The organism is Paenibacillus sp. FSL L8-0436 (assembly GCF_038593025.1).
Taxonomy (GTDB): Bacteria; Bacillota; Bacilli; order Paenibacillales; family Paenibacillaceae; genus Paenibacillus_AQ.
This window is the reverse complement of record NZ_CP151955.1, coordinates 7159715-7179297: the sequence shown is the minus strand read 5'-3', so window position 1 is coordinate 7179297 and position 19583 is coordinate 7159715. Positions and strand designations below refer to the sequence as shown.

At 49.9% G+C, this 19583-nt stretch carries 21 protein-coding genes; 15 read left to right on the top strand and 6 right to left on the bottom strand.

The window, feature by feature from the left end:
* Positions 1–107: 107 nt before the first annotated feature.
* From NSS79_RS33165 to NSS79_RS33125, 9 genes are all read left to right on the top strand, one after another.
* The gene (locus NSS79_RS33165) at positions 108–1004 is read left to right on the top strand and encodes an ATP-binding cassette domain-containing protein (protein ID WP_342437684.1); all 897 of its coding nucleotides are present in this window, start codon (positions 108–110) and stop codon (positions 1002–1004) included.
* Positions 1001–2236, top strand: a complete 1236-nt coding sequence (locus tag NSS79_RS33160) for an ABC transporter permease (RefSeq protein WP_342437683.1) — start codon at positions 1001–1003, stop codon at positions 2234–2236. Before NSS79_RS33165 ends, NSS79_RS33160 begins: the two co-directional genes overlap by 4 nt.
* Before the next feature lie 13 nt (positions 2237–2249).
* Positions 2250–3092 (top strand): SDR family oxidoreductase, encoded by an 843-nt coding sequence (locus NSS79_RS33155; RefSeq protein ID WP_342437682.1) that lies wholly within the window; start codon positions 2250–2252, stop codon positions 3090–3092.
* A 95-nt stretch (positions 3093–3187) separates the two neighbouring features.
* On the top strand, positions 3188–3925 hold the full coding sequence (locus NSS79_RS33150) for a hypothetical protein (RefSeq protein ID WP_342437681.1): 738 nt from the start codon (positions 3188–3190) through the stop codon (positions 3923–3925).
* A complete protein-coding gene (locus NSS79_RS33145) occupies positions 3926–4126 on the top strand; it encodes a DUF4177 domain-containing protein (RefSeq protein WP_342437680.1) in 201 nt (66 codons plus the stop codon). It abuts the gene before it with no gap.
* A 249-nt stretch (positions 4127–4375) separates the two neighbouring features.
* Entirely contained in the window at positions 4376–5293 is a 918-nt protein-coding gene (locus NSS79_RS33140) for a polyprenyl synthetase family protein (RefSeq protein WP_340896000.1), read from the top strand.
* Between the two features lie 177 nt (positions 5294–5470).
* A complete protein-coding gene (comX, locus tag NSS79_RS33135) occupies positions 5471–5644 on the top strand; it encodes a competence pheromone ComX (protein WP_342437679.1) in 174 nt (57 codons plus the stop codon).
* A 26-nt stretch (positions 5645–5670) separates the two neighbouring features.
* The gene (locus NSS79_RS33130) at positions 5671–8046 is read left to right on the top strand and encodes an ATP-binding protein (RefSeq protein WP_342437678.1); all 2376 of its coding nucleotides are present in this window, start codon (positions 5671–5673) and stop codon (positions 8044–8046) included.
* Positions 8024–8683: a response regulator transcription factor gene (locus NSS79_RS33125; RefSeq protein ID WP_038597966.1), complete on the top strand. Its 660-nt coding sequence runs from the start codon at positions 8024–8026 to the stop codon at positions 8681–8683. The genes NSS79_RS33130 and NSS79_RS33125 overlap by 23 nt, the downstream gene beginning before the upstream one ends.
* A 5-nt stretch (positions 8684–8688) precedes the next feature.
* On the opposite strand, the gene NSS79_RS33120 is transcribed toward NSS79_RS33125, so the two are convergent.
* A complete protein-coding gene (locus tag NSS79_RS33120) occupies positions 8689–9144 on the bottom strand; it encodes a VOC family protein (protein WP_342437677.1) in 456 nt (151 codons plus the stop codon).
* Positions 9145–9302: 158 nt separating this feature from the next.
* Between NSS79_RS33120 and NSS79_RS33115 the strand changes: the two genes are divergently transcribed.
* Positions 9303–9737, top strand: a complete 435-nt coding sequence (locus NSS79_RS33115; RefSeq protein WP_342437676.1) for an Lrp/AsnC family transcriptional regulator — start codon at positions 9303–9305, stop codon at positions 9735–9737.
* A gap of 705 nt (positions 9738–10442) precedes the next feature.
* A complete protein-coding gene (locus NSS79_RS33110) occupies positions 10443–10814 on the top strand; it encodes a RidA family protein (RefSeq protein WP_342437675.1) in 372 nt (123 codons plus the stop codon).
* A gap of 66 nt (positions 10815–10880) precedes the next feature.
* Here the strand turns inward: NSS79_RS33110 and tlp are convergent, their stop codons facing one another.
* The 3 genes from tlp to NSS79_RS33095 all read right to left on the bottom strand — a co-directional run bounded on the left by tlp (position 10881) and on the right by NSS79_RS33095 (position 13214).
* Positions 10881–11105, bottom strand: a complete 225-nt coding sequence (gene tlp, locus NSS79_RS33105) for a small acid-soluble spore protein Tlp (RefSeq protein ID WP_342437674.1) — start codon at positions 11103–11105, stop codon at positions 10881–10883.
* 139 nt (positions 11106–11244) lie between these two features.
* Positions 11245–12537, bottom strand: coding sequence for a HAMP domain-containing sensor histidine kinase (locus tag NSS79_RS33100; RefSeq protein WP_342437673.1), 1293 nt, complete (start codon positions 12535–12537; stop codon positions 11245–11247).
* Positions 12537–13214: a response regulator transcription factor gene (locus NSS79_RS33095; protein ID WP_076113538.1), complete on the bottom strand. Its 678-nt coding sequence runs from the start codon at positions 13212–13214 to the stop codon at positions 12537–12539. Before NSS79_RS33095 ends, NSS79_RS33100 begins: the two co-directional genes overlap by 1 nt.
* A gap of 254 nt (positions 13215–13468) precedes the next feature.
* Here NSS79_RS33095 and NSS79_RS33090 point away from each other — a divergent pair, with 254 nt between their 5' ends.
* Genes NSS79_RS33090 through NSS79_RS33080 form a run of 3 tightly spaced genes read left to right on the top strand, consistent with a single transcriptional unit; the run spans position 13469 to position 17022 of the window.
* On the top strand, positions 13469–14212 hold the full coding sequence (locus NSS79_RS33090; protein WP_342437672.1) for a polyphosphate polymerase domain-containing protein: 744 nt from the start codon (positions 13469–13471) through the stop codon (positions 14210–14212).
* Positions 14205–14888 carry a DUF4956 domain-containing protein gene (locus NSS79_RS33085; RefSeq protein WP_038597940.1) on the top strand — a complete coding sequence of 228 codons (684 nt, stop codon included), beginning with the start codon at positions 14205–14207 and terminating at the stop codon, positions 14886–14888. Before NSS79_RS33090 ends, NSS79_RS33085 begins: the two co-directional genes overlap by 8 nt.
* Before the next feature lie 22 nt (positions 14889–14910).
* Positions 14911–17022 (top strand): carbohydrate-binding domain-containing protein, encoded by a 2112-nt coding sequence (locus NSS79_RS33080; protein ID WP_342437671.1) that lies wholly within the window; start codon positions 14911–14913, stop codon positions 17020–17022.
* Positions 17023–17090: 68 nt separating this feature from the next.
* On the opposite strand, the gene NSS79_RS33075 is transcribed toward NSS79_RS33080, so the two are convergent.
* Positions 17091–18005: a phosphatidate cytidylyltransferase gene (locus NSS79_RS33075; RefSeq protein WP_038601130.1), complete on the bottom strand. Its 915-nt coding sequence runs from the start codon at positions 18003–18005 to the stop codon at positions 17091–17093.
* Positions 18006–18101: 96 nt separating this feature from the next.
* Here NSS79_RS33075 and NSS79_RS33070 point away from each other — a divergent pair, with 96 nt between their 5' ends.
* On the top strand, positions 18102–18644 hold the full coding sequence (locus NSS79_RS33070) for a hypothetical protein (RefSeq protein WP_342437670.1): 543 nt from the start codon (positions 18102–18104) through the stop codon (positions 18642–18644).
* A 33-nt stretch (positions 18645–18677) separates the two neighbouring features.
* Here the strand turns inward: NSS79_RS33070 and NSS79_RS33065 are convergent, their stop codons facing one another.
* The gene (locus tag NSS79_RS33065; protein ID WP_342437669.1) at positions 18678–19574 is read right to left on the bottom strand and encodes a YegS/Rv2252/BmrU family lipid kinase; all 897 of its coding nucleotides are present in this window, start codon (positions 19572–19574) and stop codon (positions 18678–18680) included.
* Between the last annotated feature and the right edge of the window lie 9 nt (positions 19575–19583).

Genomic DNA, 19583 nt, shown 5'->3' with positions numbered 1-19583 from the left:
CCTATGGCTGTAGGCTTTCATAAATCCGAAAATAACAGTTTCTTAGTTATACATACATGGACTAGCAAATCTAACCCGAATTAAAATGATGTAATGGAGGAAACAGCATGGGACTACAGATTAATGGATTAATGAAGCAATACGGGAACAATCGGGTTATTCACGATATTACCCTTGAGGCGCCTACCGGCAAGGCTTTTGGACTTCTGGGAGGAAACGGGGCAGGTAAAACAACGACCATCCGTTCCATCCTCGGATTAGTGGATTATGATGCGGGAAGCATTCTGTGGGAAGGAAAACCGATCCTCGGCAACCGTCCGAGCGTTGGATATTTGCCGGAGGAACGGGGCCTCTATCCTAAGGAAAAGGTTAGTGAACAGCTGGTTTATTTCGCCAGACTGGAGGGCATGACGCGGCAGGCGGCTATAAAGGCCATGAAGCATTGGCTGGAGCGGCTCGGAGTCGCAGAGCATGAACATAGACGCGTAGAGCAGCTGTCCAAAGGGAACCAGCAGAAGGTGCAGATTATCTCTGCCCTGCTGCATGACCCTGAGCTGATCATTCTCGATGAGCCATTCAGCGGCCTCGATCCCATTAACTCGGATATACTGTCGATGATCGTGAAAGAGCAGTTGTCTCTGGGAAAGACCATGATTTTCTCCAGCCATCAGATGGGACATGTAGAACAGTTCTGCGAGGATATATGCATTCTTAAGCGTGGAAGAATGATAGTATCAGGCAGCATAGCAGACATTAAACGCTCCTATGAGCGCTGCAACGTGCTGCTGCGAAGTGATGAAGATCTCAGCCGGCATCTGGTCGCAACACATCTTCAGCCGCTTACCGCAGATGCAAAGGAATGGCAGATGAAGGTGCGGGATGAGGATGAGGCCAATGAGTTATTGCTGCGCTTAACCCAGATGGGCATCCGGCTGCTGAAATTTGAGATTAAAGAGCCAACACTGCATGAGATATTTGTGGAAAAGGTAGGTGAAGTGTCATGAGGAATTTTGCTCTGGTATTTGCTTACTCCTTCAAGGAACGCTTGCGTTCCAAAGCTTTTACCTATTTGACACTGATTATGATTGTGGTTGTGGCTGCACTTGTACTAGTTCCTAAATTAACTCAGAATGACGGGAATTCCGCGAAGGGCGAAATTGATGTGCTGGATAGGACAGGAGCCATCCCGAACGCAGACAGTTTCAAGGAGAATGTATCAGTTTCCTATGACTGGCGGATGATCACAGAGAATGAAAGGGCTAGTGAGCTGAAGCGTCTGGCAGAGAAGGAAACACTTCTTGGGATTGTTCAGATTGAGAATCAAGGCAGCCAGCCGGTTCTTTCCTTAACCGTAAACAAGGCGGATGATGCTCCTTATATCCGTGAACTGAACAGCTACGTTCAGAATCAGTATACGATATTTCAAATTCACCAGCTGGGCCTGGAACAGGAGCAGCAGAAGCAGCTGACCTCAGCAGTTCAAATGCAAATACAGGAGATGGAAGCCGGAAGCAAATCCTTAACTGCCACGTATTGGCCGGTCTATATGTTGACGTTCATGCTGTATCTTCTAATCTACATGTTCGGAAGCAATGTAGCAGTATCTGTATCCGTAGAGAAAGGCTCCCGGGTCAAGGAGATCCTGATTACGAAGGTTAAGCCGGTACAGCTTCTTTTCGGCAAGGTGTTTGGCGTCGGTCTGGCAGGCATTCTGCAATTTGCCATTATTGTTGGCGCGGTTTACCTCATCCTGACGGTGTCGGGTACGGGCGGGGTGCTGGAGCTGTTCGGCATGCCGGTGGATTTCTCCATTTTGGGCGGAACCACAATTATGCTGTTAACTCTCTTTTTCATTCTCGGTTATTTCTTCTTTGCTGCCTTGTTCGCGGCAACTGGATCGATGGTTAGCCGCAGCGAGGAAATCAACCAGGTGACGCTGCCTATCTCGATTTTGCTTATGGCAGGACTCATTGTTGCTATGTTAGCTATGCTGAACCCTGACGGCACACTGGCAGTGGTAGGCTCATACATTCCTTTCTTTACCCCGTTCGTTATGTTCGCAAGAATTGGCGCCTCAGATCTGACAGCCTTGGAGATTGTAATTCCGACGCTGATTCTGTTCGTATCTACGCTGGCTGCTTGCTGGCTGTCGGCGAAGATTTATCAGGTGGGTGTCCTCCTGTATGGACAGAAGCTGAATCCTAAACTGCTCTACAAAGCTATAAAGGCCTTATAGAGGGGGGGATGAGATGATGAGAAATGCAATGAAACCGGAGAAGCTGAAACCGGGCAAGGCACAGTGGAAAGAGCGCCCGATCCGTGCCGTTGAAGGCAAGAAGCTGCTTGGACAATGGGTGATGGTGACCGGTGCCGGAAGCGGGATAGGGGCGGAAATCGCTGAGCATTTTGCAGAGTCCGGCGCTTCTATAGTGCTTACGGAGCTGCCCGAATTTCTGGAGAATGCCGAGAATGAGGCTGAACGGCTTCAGCGCTTATACGGTGTTGAGGTACTGTGCAAGCCCCTTGACCTGCGCAGCGTGGAGGACATCAAGCGGTGCGTGCGTTCTATCGAAGAACAGGTGGAGAGCATCGATATTCTGATCAACAATGCAGGCGTGAATCTGCTGTCGCCTGCGCTGAGTCTGAGCGAGGAGCAATGGGATTTCGTCGTAGATATTAATCTCAAGGGCACGTTCTTCCTGACCAGAGAGGTCGCGAAGACGATGGTCCGCCATAAGCGGGGCTCCATCATCATGATTGCTTCCCATGACGGTGTAGTAGGCAGTGAGAACCATGCGCCTTACAGCGTTAGCAAGGCAGGACTGATTCATCTAACACGGTCCCTGGCTGCTGAATGGGCGAAACACGGGATTAGAGTCAATGCGGTGTCCCCAACCTTTGTCATTACCGAGGCCAATGAGCAGGTGATGGATGATCCTCAGTTCCGGCGTACGAACCTGCCGCGTATTCCGCTCCGCAAGTTTGCGGTACCGGAGGATATTGCGAATTCGGTACTGTTTCTCGCCACAGATTCCGCAAGCATGATCACCGGGCATAATCTGGTGGTCGATGGCGGTTGGACTGTAGTTTAACCTGTGATTATCCTGGACCCTCTCAGCGCCTGATCTCTCCCCCATCCTTTTCAATCAGACTCCAGGACCAAATCTATTACGAGGATGTGTTAAGAATGCAGGTTAAATCTATGGATTGGCGGTCGGAGCATGAACTTGAGGAAGAGCGGCTGGCGCTGAAGTATCATTCCAATTCCAATGTGAATCCGCAGCTTGAGGTGCTGACCCGCTCGCGGATGAAAATGCTGAATCAACTGTTTGCCCAGAGGAATGTTGAGGTGAAGCCCGCAAAACGTTATTTCTCTTCCCCTTCCGTCGGACTGCGGAAGGGCGAGCTGGCAGAACATCCGTTCATGATGAAATTGCTTGTCCATCTGCAGGAGCTTCAGGTCCAGTCCAGACCGTTTCTGGATTATGAACCCTTAAGAGAGCTGGGCGGGGCCAAGCTGGACGGTCCGGAGCTGTATATCTTTTCGAGAAGTCCGGTATCCGGCAGGCATGAGCTGTTCTACTGCAATCCGGCAGAAATGGTGGTTCAGCGAGTGAAGGAGACAGACCCCGGCATTTGGAACCGGCTGTTCCATTCCGATCAGATCCAGGGAACGGCGGAGGCAGCCGTATTTGTAACGGCTAAAATCCAAAGCTCCATGAAGTTGTTCGGAGAACGGGGGTACCGGCTCAGCCTGCTGGAAGGCGGGCGGTTAACGGAGCGTTTATCACAGTGCACCCATAAATTCGGATGGAAGTTCCAGCCGGTTGCCACTTTTTATGACCGGGCCGTTCAGGAGCTGCTAGAAATAGACGGGCATTCTGAAGTGGTGCTTTCCTGTCTGATTCTGGAGGAGGTGAAATAGATGTACCAATACAAATTTGTCAAAGTTGATTTAAAAGGAATCCTGCAAAGCAAGCCGGAGGAGGATTATCACGAACTTATTCATGAGCATGCCCGTGAGGGGTGGAAGCTGTTTCAAATTTTCGCTCCGAATACCTATGGATTTGGAACTTCCGCCTTTTTGGAATTGATTTTTGAACGTCCGATCACTGACTATCACTGAAGCTTTGAGGCATATTCCTGAACCGGTAACCGGGTTTACGGGCTCGGCCGCATAATGGCCGGGTCCTTATTGTGTGACAGTGGCAGCAGGGCGATTTTGATAATAACATCCCATGTTATACCCCAGAAGAAGGAAATACTAAGGGAATATAGAATACCCTTCTATTAGAGGAATCTGCTTGACGCCCAGCAACTTTGACGTACCCCGTGATGCGTTTAGGAGACCGAAATTGATTGGGGGCTTCTGAGGATGGATGGCTGTGCAGAAATGATAGAGCTGGAAATCAGAGCGGGATTGCGGTCGTTTTTTACCGTGCCGCATTTATTGGAGCAAGGAACAGCCTGTGTGGAAGAGAAGCTGCGGGAATCACTGCTGTTCAGCAGAATGACAGTGCTTCATTACCGGGCGTTTGGTGGAAGCGGTAAGGCGATTTACCGGGCCGCCGCCGCTGTGGAGCTGATGATCCTGAGTCTGGATATCATTGATGATCTGCAGGACAAGGATAACAAAGAAACGGTATGGAGCCGGATGAGTCCGGAAATCGCCCTGAATATTGCCCTTGGGCTGTTGACGCTTTCCCAGCAGATGCTGTTGACCAGCGATTTCCCGGAGGAGCGGGCAAGCGGTGCCGCGCGGCTGATGAATGAGCAGGTGCTCTCTGCCATTAATGGCCAAACAACAGATCTGCTGAACGATATTGAGAGCGAAGAGGAATACATAGAGATGGTAAGGCAGAAATCTGCCGGTCTGCTTGTGGCCGCCTGTATGATTGGAACACTGCTGGCAACCGGCGAAATCCATGAAGAGGTAAGGAAGTATGCGGAGGAGCTCGGAATAGCAGCTCAAATGAAAAATGATATCCGTGACCTGCTGAACTGGGACAACAAAAATGATTTCTGGAACCGCAAAAAAACACTGCCGACACTGTATCTGCTTCAGTCCATCCCGGAGGGAGAGGGCTGGATCACCGATTATTTTGAGGCCCGCCTGGAATTGGAGGAGGTGGCCCACCGCAAAGAAGAGATTGAGCGTATTATCGAGCAATCGGGAACGTTCCTGTATTCTTCTATCCGGATGAGAACTCACTATTATAATTATCTGGATTTAGTAGGCAAGCTTGGGCTTGCCCCCGTCTGGCAGGAACAAATGCTTGCGATGGCAGACTGAATCAAGGGGACCGTAAAGCCCGCTACAAACCGCCACAAATCACCGCAAAAGCCCGCAATCACCCCGCAATTATATTTGCGGAAAGTACTAGTATGGTTGTCGTTTCCAGTTGGGACAACACCTGATATATTGAATTCAAGAGGAAGATCTCTTATAAACCGATTGGGGGAATGTTAAATGTTGAAGGAAATGGTTCAAAAGTTGATGGCAGATCCAAGTGCTTGGGCCCGTGTACAGACTGGACAACTTCAATTGGCGGGAATGAGTGAAACTGAACATAGAGCATTAATTGACGTGCTGGGCAGCAAAGAAGGTAAAGCTGAACCACGCATGGCATTTTATTGGAGCTAATCTAGCCCTATTTGGAGGAAACTGGATTGTCTAGAAGAATGAACGTTGCCGCTTTCTCAGTCATTGTCATTATCCTTGCCGTCTATCTATCTCAGAGCATATTGCAGCAGAGAATGATTGGGACCGATATCGAAAAGGATGGCCAGGGACGTTACGTGGTAGCAGATACAACTGCTGGTTACTGGGGATATGGAAAGATTCTTCCAGGCGATATTATAGAAGAGATAGATGGAAGCTCCGCCTCTTCATTTCATTCGGTTAAGCGATTTGATGTAATAGAAGGGGCTTCCACCATCACTCTGAGCCGGAATCAGCCTGATGGCGTTCAGGAGAGAATCACGCTTGTTGTAGCAAAAGGAATTGGATCTGAGAATCTGCTGCTGGAATTTATTTTGCCGGTATCCTCCTTACTGTTATTCGCCGGATTCTCATTGTTTGTTTATAAGCGCAAGAAAGAAGACAAGGCGGCTATATATCTGATCCTGTTTTTCTTATCGACGGGTTTTGCCTATTTCAGCGCGGCTTCTTCGGGGAGAACTGATGGCTTGGGCAACATAATCTTTACTGCCTCCTTCTCGTTGGTCCCGGTATTTTTCTTGCAATTTCTCAACCGGTATTTAAAACAGTATCAAGAGCCTTTGGTTCCCAAAAGCGTATTTATTGGCTTTTATTGTATTACAGGTGCGATTCTCATTGTGCAGATCATCACAATATTAACGGGATATAACTTGCTTTTCTTCTTAGTAGCACGGCCTTCGTTACCCTTTTTTATCTTTACAAATCTCTACACTATTTATAAATTGATTCAGAAATTTGTGGTACACCGCCGGGATTCACTGCGAAATTTATTTAAGCTGACCTTGCTGGGTCATTTGCTTGGATTTATGCCGTTTATCCTGTTATTTGGCGTGCCGAGATTATTTGGTATAACCCTGCTTACTCCGCAGGTGGCCTCTATTTTTCTATTGGCAATTCCCGTAGTGTACCTGTATATGTTCACTACAAGACAGCTGTTTGATATTGATTTTGTTCTGAGCCGTTTTCTTTACCATATTATTATTGCGTTTATCCCAACTTCGCTAATTACCACTTTCGGGATTCTGATTACCCAGCAGCACAATTATACGTGGATTCGATGGGTACAGTTATTTCTGATGGTGTATTTTATTGTTACGATTCTGTTATTCAGCAAGGAGTATGCTGATTTTCGGTTCAGACCAAGTTTTAACAAGAACCTGTACAGCTTCCAGGGAAGCCTGGACCGGTTCTCTACCCGTATCTCACGGGTGATGAAGCGGGCCGACCTAGAGCGGTTGCTGGTACAGGAGGTCCTCTCCATATTACTGGTCAAGAAAGTGGCCTTTCTGGAGGTGAACCGAGAATCGGGTCCCCGGGGAAGCTCGAAGCCAGATACAGGTGAGGTGCCTATCTCCGTAATTTCTGCCCTGCGGGATGCTGCTCATAAACTGGCCGTTGGAGAGATTGTGGCCGTTCCTTCAGGATTATGCGTTGTTATGGGGCAGAAAGGCTCTACCTTTCACGTCCTCTGGCTGGCGGATAAGGAGAATCGCACCAAATATAATCTGGATGAATTGAGCTGGCTGAAAACCTTGGCTAATTACAGTGCCATCGTGTACGAGAATCTATATCTGATCGAAAATTTGATTGAAGATCTTGAACAGGAATTTCAGAAGCAAAAGGGAGCTTCACCGTGGGTGATGCGTCTGATCTTTAATCTCTCGGAGACGGAACGGCGCAGGCTGGCTTCCGACCTGCATGATTCGGCGCTGCAGGACCAGCTGATCTGGTACCGCAAGCTGGAAACGGTCATGCTTGACCATCAGATGCCGGAGGATATCTATCACGAGCTTGAGACTGTACGGGAAGGCCTGCTGGATGTTATCCACCAGATTCGCGAGACCTGCAATGAGATGAGACCGCCGCTGCTTAAGGAAATGGGCATTGTCGAAGCACTTGGGCAATTGTTCGAGCAGGCTCAGATCCGTTCAAATTATGTGATCAATTTCCAGGTGACGGATCATATCACAGAATTAAGTGATGAACAGACATTGGCGCTGTTCCGCATCGTTCAGGAACTGCTGCGCAACGCCAATAAGCATGCCAAAGCTACAGTGGTTGAGATTGGACTTGAGCAACGGGAGTCGATCCGGCTGATGTATAAAGATAACGGGGTTGGGATGGAATTGGGTGAATTGAATGATTCCTACCAGCACATGGGTCTGTCAGGCATTAAGGAGAGAGTGCGCAGTCTGGAGGGCGAAATCTTCTTCCAATCGGTAGTCGGTGAAGGACTTGAGGTCTGCATCACGCTGCCGCTGGAGTCAGCAAGTATGACAAGAGAGGGTGGGGACGATTTAGATGATAAAAATCTTGCTGGTTGATGACCATCCTTCCGTGGGTGAAGGAACCAAAAATATGATTGAACAGGACCCGGACATGAAGGTCACGGTGATTCTCTCAGCGATGGAGGCACTGGAGCTGGTCAAGTCGGAGAGCTTCGATGTCATGCTGTTTGATCTGAATATGCCGGTGATCAGCGGTCTTGAGCTGACCAAGCGGATGATGAGCGTCCAGCCCGAGAGCCGGGTGTTAATCTATACAGGGTATGAGATCAGCCCCAACTTCAACTTGCTGATTGACTCCGGCGTATCCGGCTTCGTGAGCAAGACGGTTACCCGCGAGCAGCTCCTTAACGCGATCCGCTGCGTTCTCCGGGATGAAGCGATCATCCCGGTCTCCCTGCTGCGGCAGCTGCGGCGCAGGGATATCCGTCTCAATGAGTCCAAGGAAGAGAAAATGCTGGAGGAAGTATCCATTAACGAACGGGAGCAGGAGATACTGCAGGAAGTGTCCAACGGGAACAGCAACAAAGATATCGCATCCAAGATGCTGATGAGCCAGCGGACGGTAGAATATAACCTGACGCGTATCTTTGAGAAGCTGGGCGTCCGTTCCCGCGCCGAGGCGGTTGTGGAAGCCCGGCGGCTGAAGCTGATCAATTTCAATGATTTTATGTAAGGGGATCATCCCTCAGCGGAGCGAGTCCAATCCACCTCTTCAATGAATTCGATGATCTCCCCGTTCGGGCTGTGAACGAGCGCATTTCGCACAATGAGCGCGGGTTCACCGAGCGACAATTCGTCGGGCTCTATACAGGCCTTTGCTCCATGAGCAAGGGCTTTTTGATATGTTTCCCGGGCATTGTCGACATAGAAGGCCAGATGCAGCAGTGCACCGTGAGCAACATCCTCTTCACGCTTCGCTTTTTTTCCCTGAGCCGCAATAACCGCTTCATCGTCAAAAAGCTCAATGCAGGTTCTTTGATCCGGTGAGAGCAGCATGCAAGCCTCGTTGATCTTGAAAGCAGGCAGGCTCCAATGATGCGCCACCTTGAACTCTAATACTTCTGTATAAAAAGCAAGTGTTGCCTGATAATCCTTCGCTTGGATTGCCACATGGGCAAGGCCTTTAATACTCACGTCTAATCTCCCCCTAACTAAGATGCAATTAATTATAGGGAAAAGAAACATTGAATTACATACGAATAATAAGGGTTTTATAGTAAAATGATTATTTATTATAAGGTTTTTCAGCTGGAAAGCGTTATTTTGTTAAAACTTGCTCAGGAGGTGCCAATATGGAGTATCCAATGGATGAAACTGATAAACAGATTATGCAGTTGCTGCAGCACAACGCGCGGATGCCCGTGTCCCAGATCAGTAAAGAAATTTCCATGTCCCAACCCTCCGTAAAGGAGAGGATCATCAAGCTGGAAGAGCGGAACATCATTTCCGGGTATACTGCGGCATTAAATTTAAATAAGCTGAACCGGGGCACGACTACGTTCATCCTACTCAAAACAGAATATTGCCAGGAACTCGTTGATTTCTGCGAACAAGCCTGGGAGGTGACGGACTTGTTCCGCATCAGCGGAGAATACAACTACCTTATCAAAGTGCAGACGGCATCCATCGGCGAAGTGGCGGAATTCCAGGACTCCCTGATGAAGCTCGGACCCTCCAAGTCGCATATCAGCCTGAAAAATATTTTGGAAAACCGGATTCTGCTCTAGAGCATGTCTTCAAACTGGAAGAGCTCTGGGGAAGCAGGGATTTAGTATTGAAAGTAGGGTCCTCCTAAAAGCCCGCAGCGGGTTCGTATACTCGTAACGGACTCAGGAGGCGCTATGGAGAGTAAAACACCTGTTTATTCTCTTTTGCGGACCCAGGCGACCTTATCTGCTCTGCATTCTATCTAAAAACGGCCAGCAGGGAGAAATAACTGCGCTGGAGTCCGTTGTCCTCCTGTAACAGGATAAAAACCCCAAATAAGTGCAACTCGGTCCGTTTGTAAACGCCTTTCTCCGCGTGTGATCAGAAAATGGTACTGTACCCATGATTCCTTAGGGCATACAGCAGCAGGTATTGGCGGGGAAGCGGTTTGAAGACACGCCCTAGATCAGCCTGGAGTAATTATTTCTTTGCTATACAGATTGAACTTGGAATTTAAAAAGGGTGGAAGTGACGGAGGGGAAGTTTGAAACTGGAGGAGCGATAGCGTCCGCCTTTGTCTGTGGATTTCAACCGCAAACAGCGGAATAAAATCAAGAAATCTGCAGACAACAGCGGCCGGAAGTCCAAACATTCTCCGCAGTTACGACAATAACCCAAACCAGAAAGATCTTAAGTTCAAACTATATAGTTGCGATCTGCGACAATCTGTTGTCCGATATCCCCCTATATAATCGGTGTATCTTGTATAGGGAGATGACAATTAGATGAGCGAAATCGTTAGACTTGATGTAAATGAAGAGTATGCCTATTCGGGCATTGTTGAAGCGGGGGATTTTATCTTTCTCAGCTTCTGTGTCGGCAATGTGGGCGGATCGCCAGCGGAGCAGGTTGAAGGGGCGCTGAATGATATGAGCCAGAGATTGCAGCAGGTGAATTTGCAGCTGGATGCTGTCGCAAAGGTGGATATCCTGCTTAGGGATGTGTGGGATATTCCGGTCATGGAAGAGGTGTTCAAACGCAGGTTCAAAGGTAAATATCCGGCCAGAAAAACCATTTCCACCGAGTTTGCCCATGTGGGGGGTCCGGATGGACTCAAGGTACAGATAGACGCAGTGGCCTATAAACCCCGCAAATAGTAAAATATCGACATACAAACGGCGGTCCCGCCCGGGTAAACCGGGTGGGCCGCCGTTTGCGGTCAACTACTCCTGGGAATGAGCTGCCTCGTCCTTAACTTCCGCGCGGAAGCCCCGGATGCTTTCCTTGCGCCGTTCATTCTTTTCTTCAATCTGGTTCCGTTCTTCACTGCTGATTTCTGAGGAAAATTCGTTAAGGTAGTCTTCCGCTTCCCTCAAATTCCGCTCTGTATGCTGAATGCTTTGTTGTAAATGCTCAACATTGTCTGCCCGGTTATCCGGTTTTGCCATAGGTTGATCGCCTCCTGTTATTAACGCGCCCCATAGGAACGCTAACCAGTAGGTTGACCTTTACCGGATGATTTCATGCATGGGAAGCTAAAAAATTGGACCACCGACATAAAGGGACAATCGTAGTCTATGTTTCTTCTCAAGACAGCTGGACATAAAATGTAGTGGATTCTCCCATCACACTTCGGGCGTAAATTTTGCCCTTATGCTGCTGCTCGACAATGGATTTGGCAATGGCCAGGCCAAGCCCGTACCCGCCTTGCTTGCGTGCCCGGGAAGCATCGGTGCGGTAGAACCGGTCGAAGATCCGCGGGAGATGCTCCGGGGCGATGCCCTCTCCGGTATTGGTAACGGCCAGCACCACATCGTTATGCTGTTTGCGCAAGGATAGGCTCACCTCACCTTTCGGCCCGGTATATTTCACAGCGTTGTCCAGCAGAATCATGACCACCTGCTTGATCTGCTCACTGTTGCCCTGAACGGTCAGATGAGGCTCAATATCATACTCCAGAGCAACGTTCTTCTCGAAGATTACAGCTTCCATCGTCAGAATGATATTCTCGACCGCTTCGCTGATATCAAAAGGGGTATGGATCATGCCCGTCCGCGAATCATCTATCTCCGTTAAATAGAGCAAGTCATTCGTCAGCTTGGCCATCCGCTCTGTCTCCGACTTGATATAGTGCAGCCACTTCGACTGCTGGTCAATCGTGTCCTCCCCATTGGAGAGCAGCACATCGGTATTGGTACTAATGATGGCGAGCGGTGTCTTCAGCTCATGGGAGGCATCGGCGATGAACTGTTTCTGTTTATCAAAGGCTTCTTTGACCGGCTGGATTGAGCGGTTGGCAAAATACCGGCTGGTGAAATAGAGAATAATCAGCATGACCACGCCTACGATAGTAAAAGTATAGTTGAGATTGGTCAGAATCTCCTGCCGGGCGGTGATGTCGAGGAAGACCAGCATATGCCCGTTAGTGGTTGGCTGTATCTCGAAGGTCCAGTCGCTGCCGTCGAGGGTGAAGCGCCCGGTATTTTTGCCTGTGGATACCGCTTCCTGCAGCGCCTGCTGATAGAACTCGTCTTCCATGGTGAATTGTGATTTTGGCGTCCCTGTTTGGTTCCACTGATCATCCGTTTCAATCATGAAGGACACGGAACGTTCCGGCGGGGGATTTCCGCCGCCCATGCTGCCCATGTCCCCGCCATCCGGCCGCGGAATTCCGGTGACAGTGCCGTTATCCCGCGGCCCGTCAGCATTGTTACCCTTCCCTTTCTGGTACAACTCTACACTCCGGTGCAGCTCCATTTCATTCTTAGCCTGCACATCCAGGTAGGAAATGATGTAGATGGTGGCGAAGGCGGCAAGCATCATCACGGAGATCGTGACCAGATTGACGATCAGGAACCGGTTTCTGAGCTTTTTGAACATCAGGTATTCACCTCTAATACATAGCCGACGTTCCGGATTGTGCTGATGCGTATAGCCGAACCCAGGAACGTGAGCTTTTTGCGCAGAAAAGAGATATAGACCTCCACATTGTTATGCTCCGCCTCGGAATCGAATCCCCACAGCTTCTCAATAATCTGCTCCTTGGAGGTTACGGATTGTTTCCGTATGATCAGCAGCTCCAGCAGCTCGCTTTCCTTGAGGTTCAGCTTCATTTCCTTGCCGTTCACCGTAAGCCGCAGATTGGTCGTATTCAGCTCCAAATCCCCGAACTTCAGCGCATCATCCGGCAGAACCTCGCCTTTGCGCCGCAGCACCGCCCGTATCCGGGCCAGCAGTTCCTCTGATGAAAAAGGTTTGGCGATATAGTCATCAGCCCCATAATCGAGCCCGGTTACCATATCCGTAATTTCGCCTTTGGCGGTCAGAAAAATGACAGGGGTAGCCACTTCCTTATTCCGGAGCGCCCTCAGCACGCTGATTCCATCCATCTCCGGCATCATGATGTCGAGCAGCAGCAAATCATAGATCCCGCTTAACGCGTAATCAAGTCCCGATCTGCCGTCATGCACGGCGTCTACCGAATAATTATGTTTCTTCAAGATTTGCGTGACAGCCTCCGCCAGATGCACCTCGTCTTCTACTATTAATATTCTCATAGGGTTAAACATCCTCTGCATAAATTATGTGCTTGCTGCTTACGCCATTATAACAAGATTACCTTTAGCGAACCTTAATGGAATCTCCTTCTTCATATATAGCAAACGCTGCTATGTCCCCTTTTGTTAAGCCTGTGTAAAAAAATCAAACCTGTGTAAAACCATTTAAGCTTCACTAAAGGTTCGGGGACTAAGATACATTCATAAGCAAGCGGGACATACGAAATATTCGAATAAGAAAGGATCTGAACCCCATGGCGATCGAAGTTTTCAACCGATATGAGAACAAGTATTTGTTCGACAATGAAGCCTACCAACACCTTTACAATGAATTGCTTCAATATATGGAGCCTGACGATTACAACAAGCAGCATGAATATTACTCCATCACCAATCTGTATTATGACACGGCGCACCATACGCTGATCCGCAACAGCCTGGCTAAACCGAAATACAAGGAAAAGCTTAGGTTAAGAGCTTACGGGATACCAAGTGGAGAGACGAAGGTGTATCTGGAGATTAAGAAAAAGGTGTTCGGTCTGGTCAACAAAAGAAGAACTTCGCTGACACTGCACGAGGCATATGATTTTGTCCGCACAGGAGTCGAACCGGAGTACAAGGATTACATGAACAAGCAGGTTATTGAGGAAATCAAATACTTCCTGACACGATTTGATCTGCAGCCTATGGTGTATCTGTCCTATGACCGCAAAGCGATGTTCTGCAAAAATAACCGCGATCTCCGCATCACGTTCGACACGAATATCCGCAGCCGGCGGTACGATCTCAAGATGGAGCATGGCACTCACGGCGAACCGCTGATGGAACCGGGCCAATGGCTAATGGAAGTGAAGGCGGAAAAAACGATCCCGGTATGGCTCTCTAAAATGCTCTCTGAGCACCAAATGTACCGCACGAGCTTCTCCAAATACGGCAATGAATATAAAAAAATGCTAAGAAACAGTAAAACAGAAAGTGAGAGTGTCCTGTATGCTTGATAACCTCTTTTCGGCGGCTCTGACGAGTACAGAATTAACGTTCACAAACGCTATTCTAACCATCCTGACCGCTATCGCCCTGGGCGCGATTATTAGTCTGACCTATATGAAAACAAGCCCGACGGGATATTCGCAAAGCTTTACACTCACGATGGTGCTGCTGCCGGTCATTGTGGCTATCATCATCCTGCTGATCGGCAGCAATGTCGCCAGAGCCTTCAGCTTGGCCGGGGCGTTCTCGATCATCCGCTTCCGAAGTGCGCCGGGTGATCCTAAGGATATCACCTTTGTCCTGTTCACCATGGCCTCCGGCCTTGCCTGCGGCGTAGGCGCATTCGGTTACGCTGCACTATTTACCATTATTCTCTGCATTATTATGTTTATCCTGAACCGCACAGGTTTTGGTGTTAGAAAAACAATGCAAAAAACGCTGAAAGTGACCATTCCCGAGAACCTGGGTTACGAGGAAGCTTTCGCAGAGGTTTTTGCCAAATTCAATGTCGCTTATGAACTGAAAAAGATCCGTACCACTGAGCTTGGCAGCTTATATGAACTGGTCTACGCCGTGACGATTGATGAGCACACGAGCCAGAAGGAACTGCTGGATGCGATCCGCTGCCGCAACGGCAACCTGGATCTGTCACTGACGATGAGCCCGACTCTCACAGAATACTAAAGGAATGAAGGGATTGATTAATATGAATAAATTTATCATGGGAAGTAAAGTAGGATTGGTGCTGTTGCTCGCTGCTGTAATGTCAGCTTGCGGTGCAACCAGTTCCGCAACACAATCGTCCTCGCCCCCTGCAACATCAGCAGCCGTAACGACGGCATCCGCGCAGAGTACAACGGCTTCCAGTGTACAGCTGGCAAGTGTCAAGGCGGCGGATCTGGTTACCTTTGACGAAGAAGATACCGCTATAGCATGGAGCGCGGACAGTTCCACCGCGATAGCGCTGAATGGTACGGGCGCAACCGTTAGCGGTTCCGGCGCAGCGGCCTCCGGGGGAGTAGTGACCATTACAGCGGCAGGTACTTATGTTGTCAGCGGAACGCTGAATGAAGGGCAGATCATTATTGATGTTCAGGATAAAGGAAGTGTTCATCTCGTGCTGAACGGCGTTACGCTTCACAACAGCAGCAGCGCACCGGTCTACATTAAGGAAGCAGGCAAGGTCATTATGACCCTGCAGGAAGGTACAGACAACAAGATTACCGACGGCACCACCTATATCTTGGCTGATGACACTACCGATGAGCCAAGTGCGGCTATCTTCAGCAAGGCAGACCTGACGATTAACGGAACAGGCAAGCTGTCGGTTACCGCCAGCTACAAGGACGGAATCACCAGCAAGGATGACCTGAAGATTGTGTCGGGCACGATTGAAGTGCAGGCAGCCGATGATGGGATTGTCGGCAAAGATCTGATCGCCATTCAAGACGGCACAATGACTATCAATGCCGAGGGAGACGGGATCAAATCGACCAACGATGAGGATGCCGACAAAGGATTCATTGCCATTACGGCTGGAACGTTTGATATTGTGGCCGGCAACGACGGAATCCAGGCCGAGACAACGCTGGTTGCTGATGGAGGAACATTTAACCTCCTGACGGGCGGCGGCAATGCTAACGCTGAAGTGAAGACGGGCGATCAAGGAGGAGGCATGGGAATGGGCGGCGGCCGGGGTATGAGAGGTACTCAGGCTCCCGCAGCCGGTACGGGTTCGGGTCAGGCACCGGCAGATCAGGCAGCCGAATCTGCCGCAACCGCTGGAACCGCTGCGACGACTGCAACAGAAACCGAATCCACGAGCGCTAAAGGGCTGAAAGCCGGAGGAGATCTTACGGTGAACGGCGGAAGCTTCACGATTGATTCCGCCGATGATGCGGTGCACAGCAACAGCAATGTCTCCATCACAGATGGAGAACTCCAGATTGCTGCAGGAGATGACGGTATTCATGCGGACAGCCTGACCAGCCTGTCGGGTGGAACGGTTAATATTACAAAGAGCTATGAAGGAATTGAAGGTGCGAATATCACCATAGCAGGCGGTGAGATTGATGTGACTGCGTCCGATGACGGTGTGAATGTTGCCGGAGGCAATGACGATAATTCTGCGGAAGGAACACAGAGACAGGATCAGTTCACCAGCTCCGGAAACAACCTGCTCACGATTAGCGGAGGCACACTAACCGTTGATGCTGCAGGGGACGGATTGGATTCGAACGGATCGGTCGTGATGACAGGCGGTACTGTGATCACCAATGGTCCAACTGCGGATGGCAATGGCACTTTGGATTATGACGGAACCTTCGAGATCACCGGCGGATATCTGGTAGTAGCGGGAAGTGCGGGTATGCTTCAGGCTCCAAGTGATGCATCCAGCCAATACTCGATCGCCATGACGTTCACGGATTCGCAGGAGGCTGGCCAACTGGTTCATCTGCAGGACAGCGACGGCAATACGATTGCTACGTTCGCTCCATCGAAGAGCTACAGATCAGTAGTCATCAGCTCGCCGGATCTTAAAGAAGGCGGGTCGTACACCCTCTCCACCGGCGGAAGCTCGACAGGTACGGCAGTGGAGGGCCTGTACAACGACGGCGCTTATAGCGGCGGTAGCGAAGTGGTATCCTTCGACATCTCCAGCAGCGTAACCTGGTTGAATGAATCCGGAGTAACCACTGCCACGAGCGGTATGGGCGGCGGCATGGGTGGCGGCCGAGGCGGCGGAACGAGACCTGAAGGCGGATTTGGCGGCGGAGGTACTCCACCGACCGGAGCTGAGGGCGAAGTTCAGCAGTAAAAGAAGGTAGTATAATGCAGCAAGCAGCACGTCTCCGGTCAGCGGAGGCGTGCTGCTTGCTGTTTCTCCTACATGAAATCGAAGAAATAACGGATGACATGGAAGAAGACCGGCGAGGTGTAAGTCAGGCTGTCGACCCGGCTTAAATAGCTTTTTTTGAGCGCATCGAACTTGTCATCATCTCCGATCAGCAAATCCCGTTTTAGCACGGAAACCGTTAAGCTGCCGAAGTAACCGCTGAGACTGATCAGCATGCCGGACAAAAGTCCGAAGGTCGGGTTAAGCGGCGTCAGGTAGGGATAGATCAGATAGGATACCCCTGTTGTTACCACAAATGCGCAGATGAACCCTTCCCAGGTGAGGTTGGGGTTGGCGGTCGGAACCACCTTGTGTTTGCCGAAATAGATCGAGGCCAGATAATGAATGACATCATTAAGCTGGGTTAATACGACCAGGAACAGGACGAGTCCGGCTCCGTATTCCGGGGTGGCAAATTGGAAGTAGGCCAGATGGCTTAGCCCGAACACCATTAGCATAAGTCCCCATTGGGTAGAGCTGACGCTGCGCAGAAAGCCGAGCGTGCCTTTGTTGATCAGCCGCGGGAGCGGCAGGAGCAGAAATACATACACGGGAATGAAGACGATAAACATCCCGTACCACTCAATATAAATCCAATAGAACTGCAAAGGAATCGCCAGGTACGCCCAGAGGAACAGCCGGCGGTCGGCTTTTCGGGTCCGGATCATCGAGAAATATTCCTTTAGGGCGAAGAAAGTGAGCGCCATCAGCGACAGCAGCGAGACGACCGGATTGAACAAGGTGGCCAGGCAGAAGATAAGGAGCATGCCCCACCAGGTTTTGATGCGGAAGCCGATGCCGGTATAGTCCTTGTTCTTCTGGAGTCTGCTCACTACAACATAAATTAAATGGATGGCCGAAAGGGCAGCGAAAATAAGCACTAATGTTAATAAGGAGCGGTCTATAGCTATCACCAACTTGTCGCAGGGTAGGATTCCATTAAAGGAATCATATGTTATTATGAAGGAAACTTCCAAACTTGATAAGGGGAAATTTTGTAAATGACAGGTAATCCATCGGTCTTTATCCTGCTTACGAATACCGGCACGTTATTTACGAAGCTCATTCAAGGCTACACGAAAGCGCCGTATAATCACGCCTCGATCGCTTTTGACCGCGGGCTTTCGGAAATGTACAGCTTCGGGAGAAAACATCCAAGCAATCCTCTGAACGGCGGATTTGTGAAGGAGGATGTTCAGACCGGCACATTCAGCAAATATCCGAATACAACATGCGTCATCTACGAGCTTCAGGTCACGGACCGCGAGGTTGAGAAAATGAAACGCGTGCTGCATATCTTTATCCGCAGCCAGCAGAAGTATCTATATAACATCCTCGGTGTTATCGGTATTGCACTGAAGGAGCCGGTCGAATTCAGCAACTCCTACTTTTGCTCACAATTTGTTGCGGAAATTCTGGACCGTTCCGGCATCAAGCTGTGGAACAAGCTGCCAGCGCTCGTTACGCCCGATGATTTTCGGCAGAGCGACCGGCTGCAGTTGATTTACGAAGGGAAATTAAACCAGTATAAGCCTAGAGTATGAGGAGGGGATAGGGTATTCCCCTGGGAGTGCCCGCTACTCCCCTTCAGGCACGATTACCTGAACATAACGGGGAAGGGTGCTTAACCGGATCGGCAGAGCCGGGCCCTCTTCGCCATCCACATTGGTCCGGGCGGGGGCGGGCGAGCTTACGGTGACATGGCTGGCCGTGAAATAAATGACATCCTTATGATCCTTCAGGTTGCCCAGCAGCAAAGAGATGCTGACTGTAAGCGTATTGAAGATATTGAGGTCTTTGATGATAAAGCAGTGAAGCAGGCCATCGTCAACTTGCGCACCCGGCGCCAGCTTTTCGAATCCGCCTACGGAGTTGGTAAGAGCGGCGACGAACAGCGGAGATTCGCCTTCCCATATCCCGCCATCATACTGGATGGTCAAGGAATGAGCTGGGTTGCCGCTTCCGGCAAGCTCTTTGAAGCCTTCCTTGAAATAGGCAAAGGCTCCCAGCCTTGATTTGTCATCTGACGATACGCCTGACAGCGTTTCGGCGAGTGAACCGGCGGCGACGACGTTTCCGAATAACCGGTCATTTAGGCGGCCGGCATCGACTGGTTGAATCCTGGAGGAGGTGAGTGCAGCGATAGCCTGTCCGGGATCCAGGGGAACCTGCAAGGCGCGGGCAAAATCATTGACCGTTCCAAGCGGAACTATACCCAGCCGCGGGCGGTGCTCCTGATCAATCAGCCCGTTAATGACTTCATGGAGCGTGCCGTCGCCGCCGATGGAAACGACCAGCTCATAACCTTCCCGGCATGCAGTAATGCAGAAACGGGTGGCATCGCCTTCTTTTGCCGTCTCATTGACCGTAACCATGTATCCGTTATTCTGTAGAATCTCTTCTGCCTGACTAATATATTCGAGCGCGTCCTCCTTGCCGGAGGAGGGGTTAATGATGATCATAGCCTGCTGCATGCACAACAT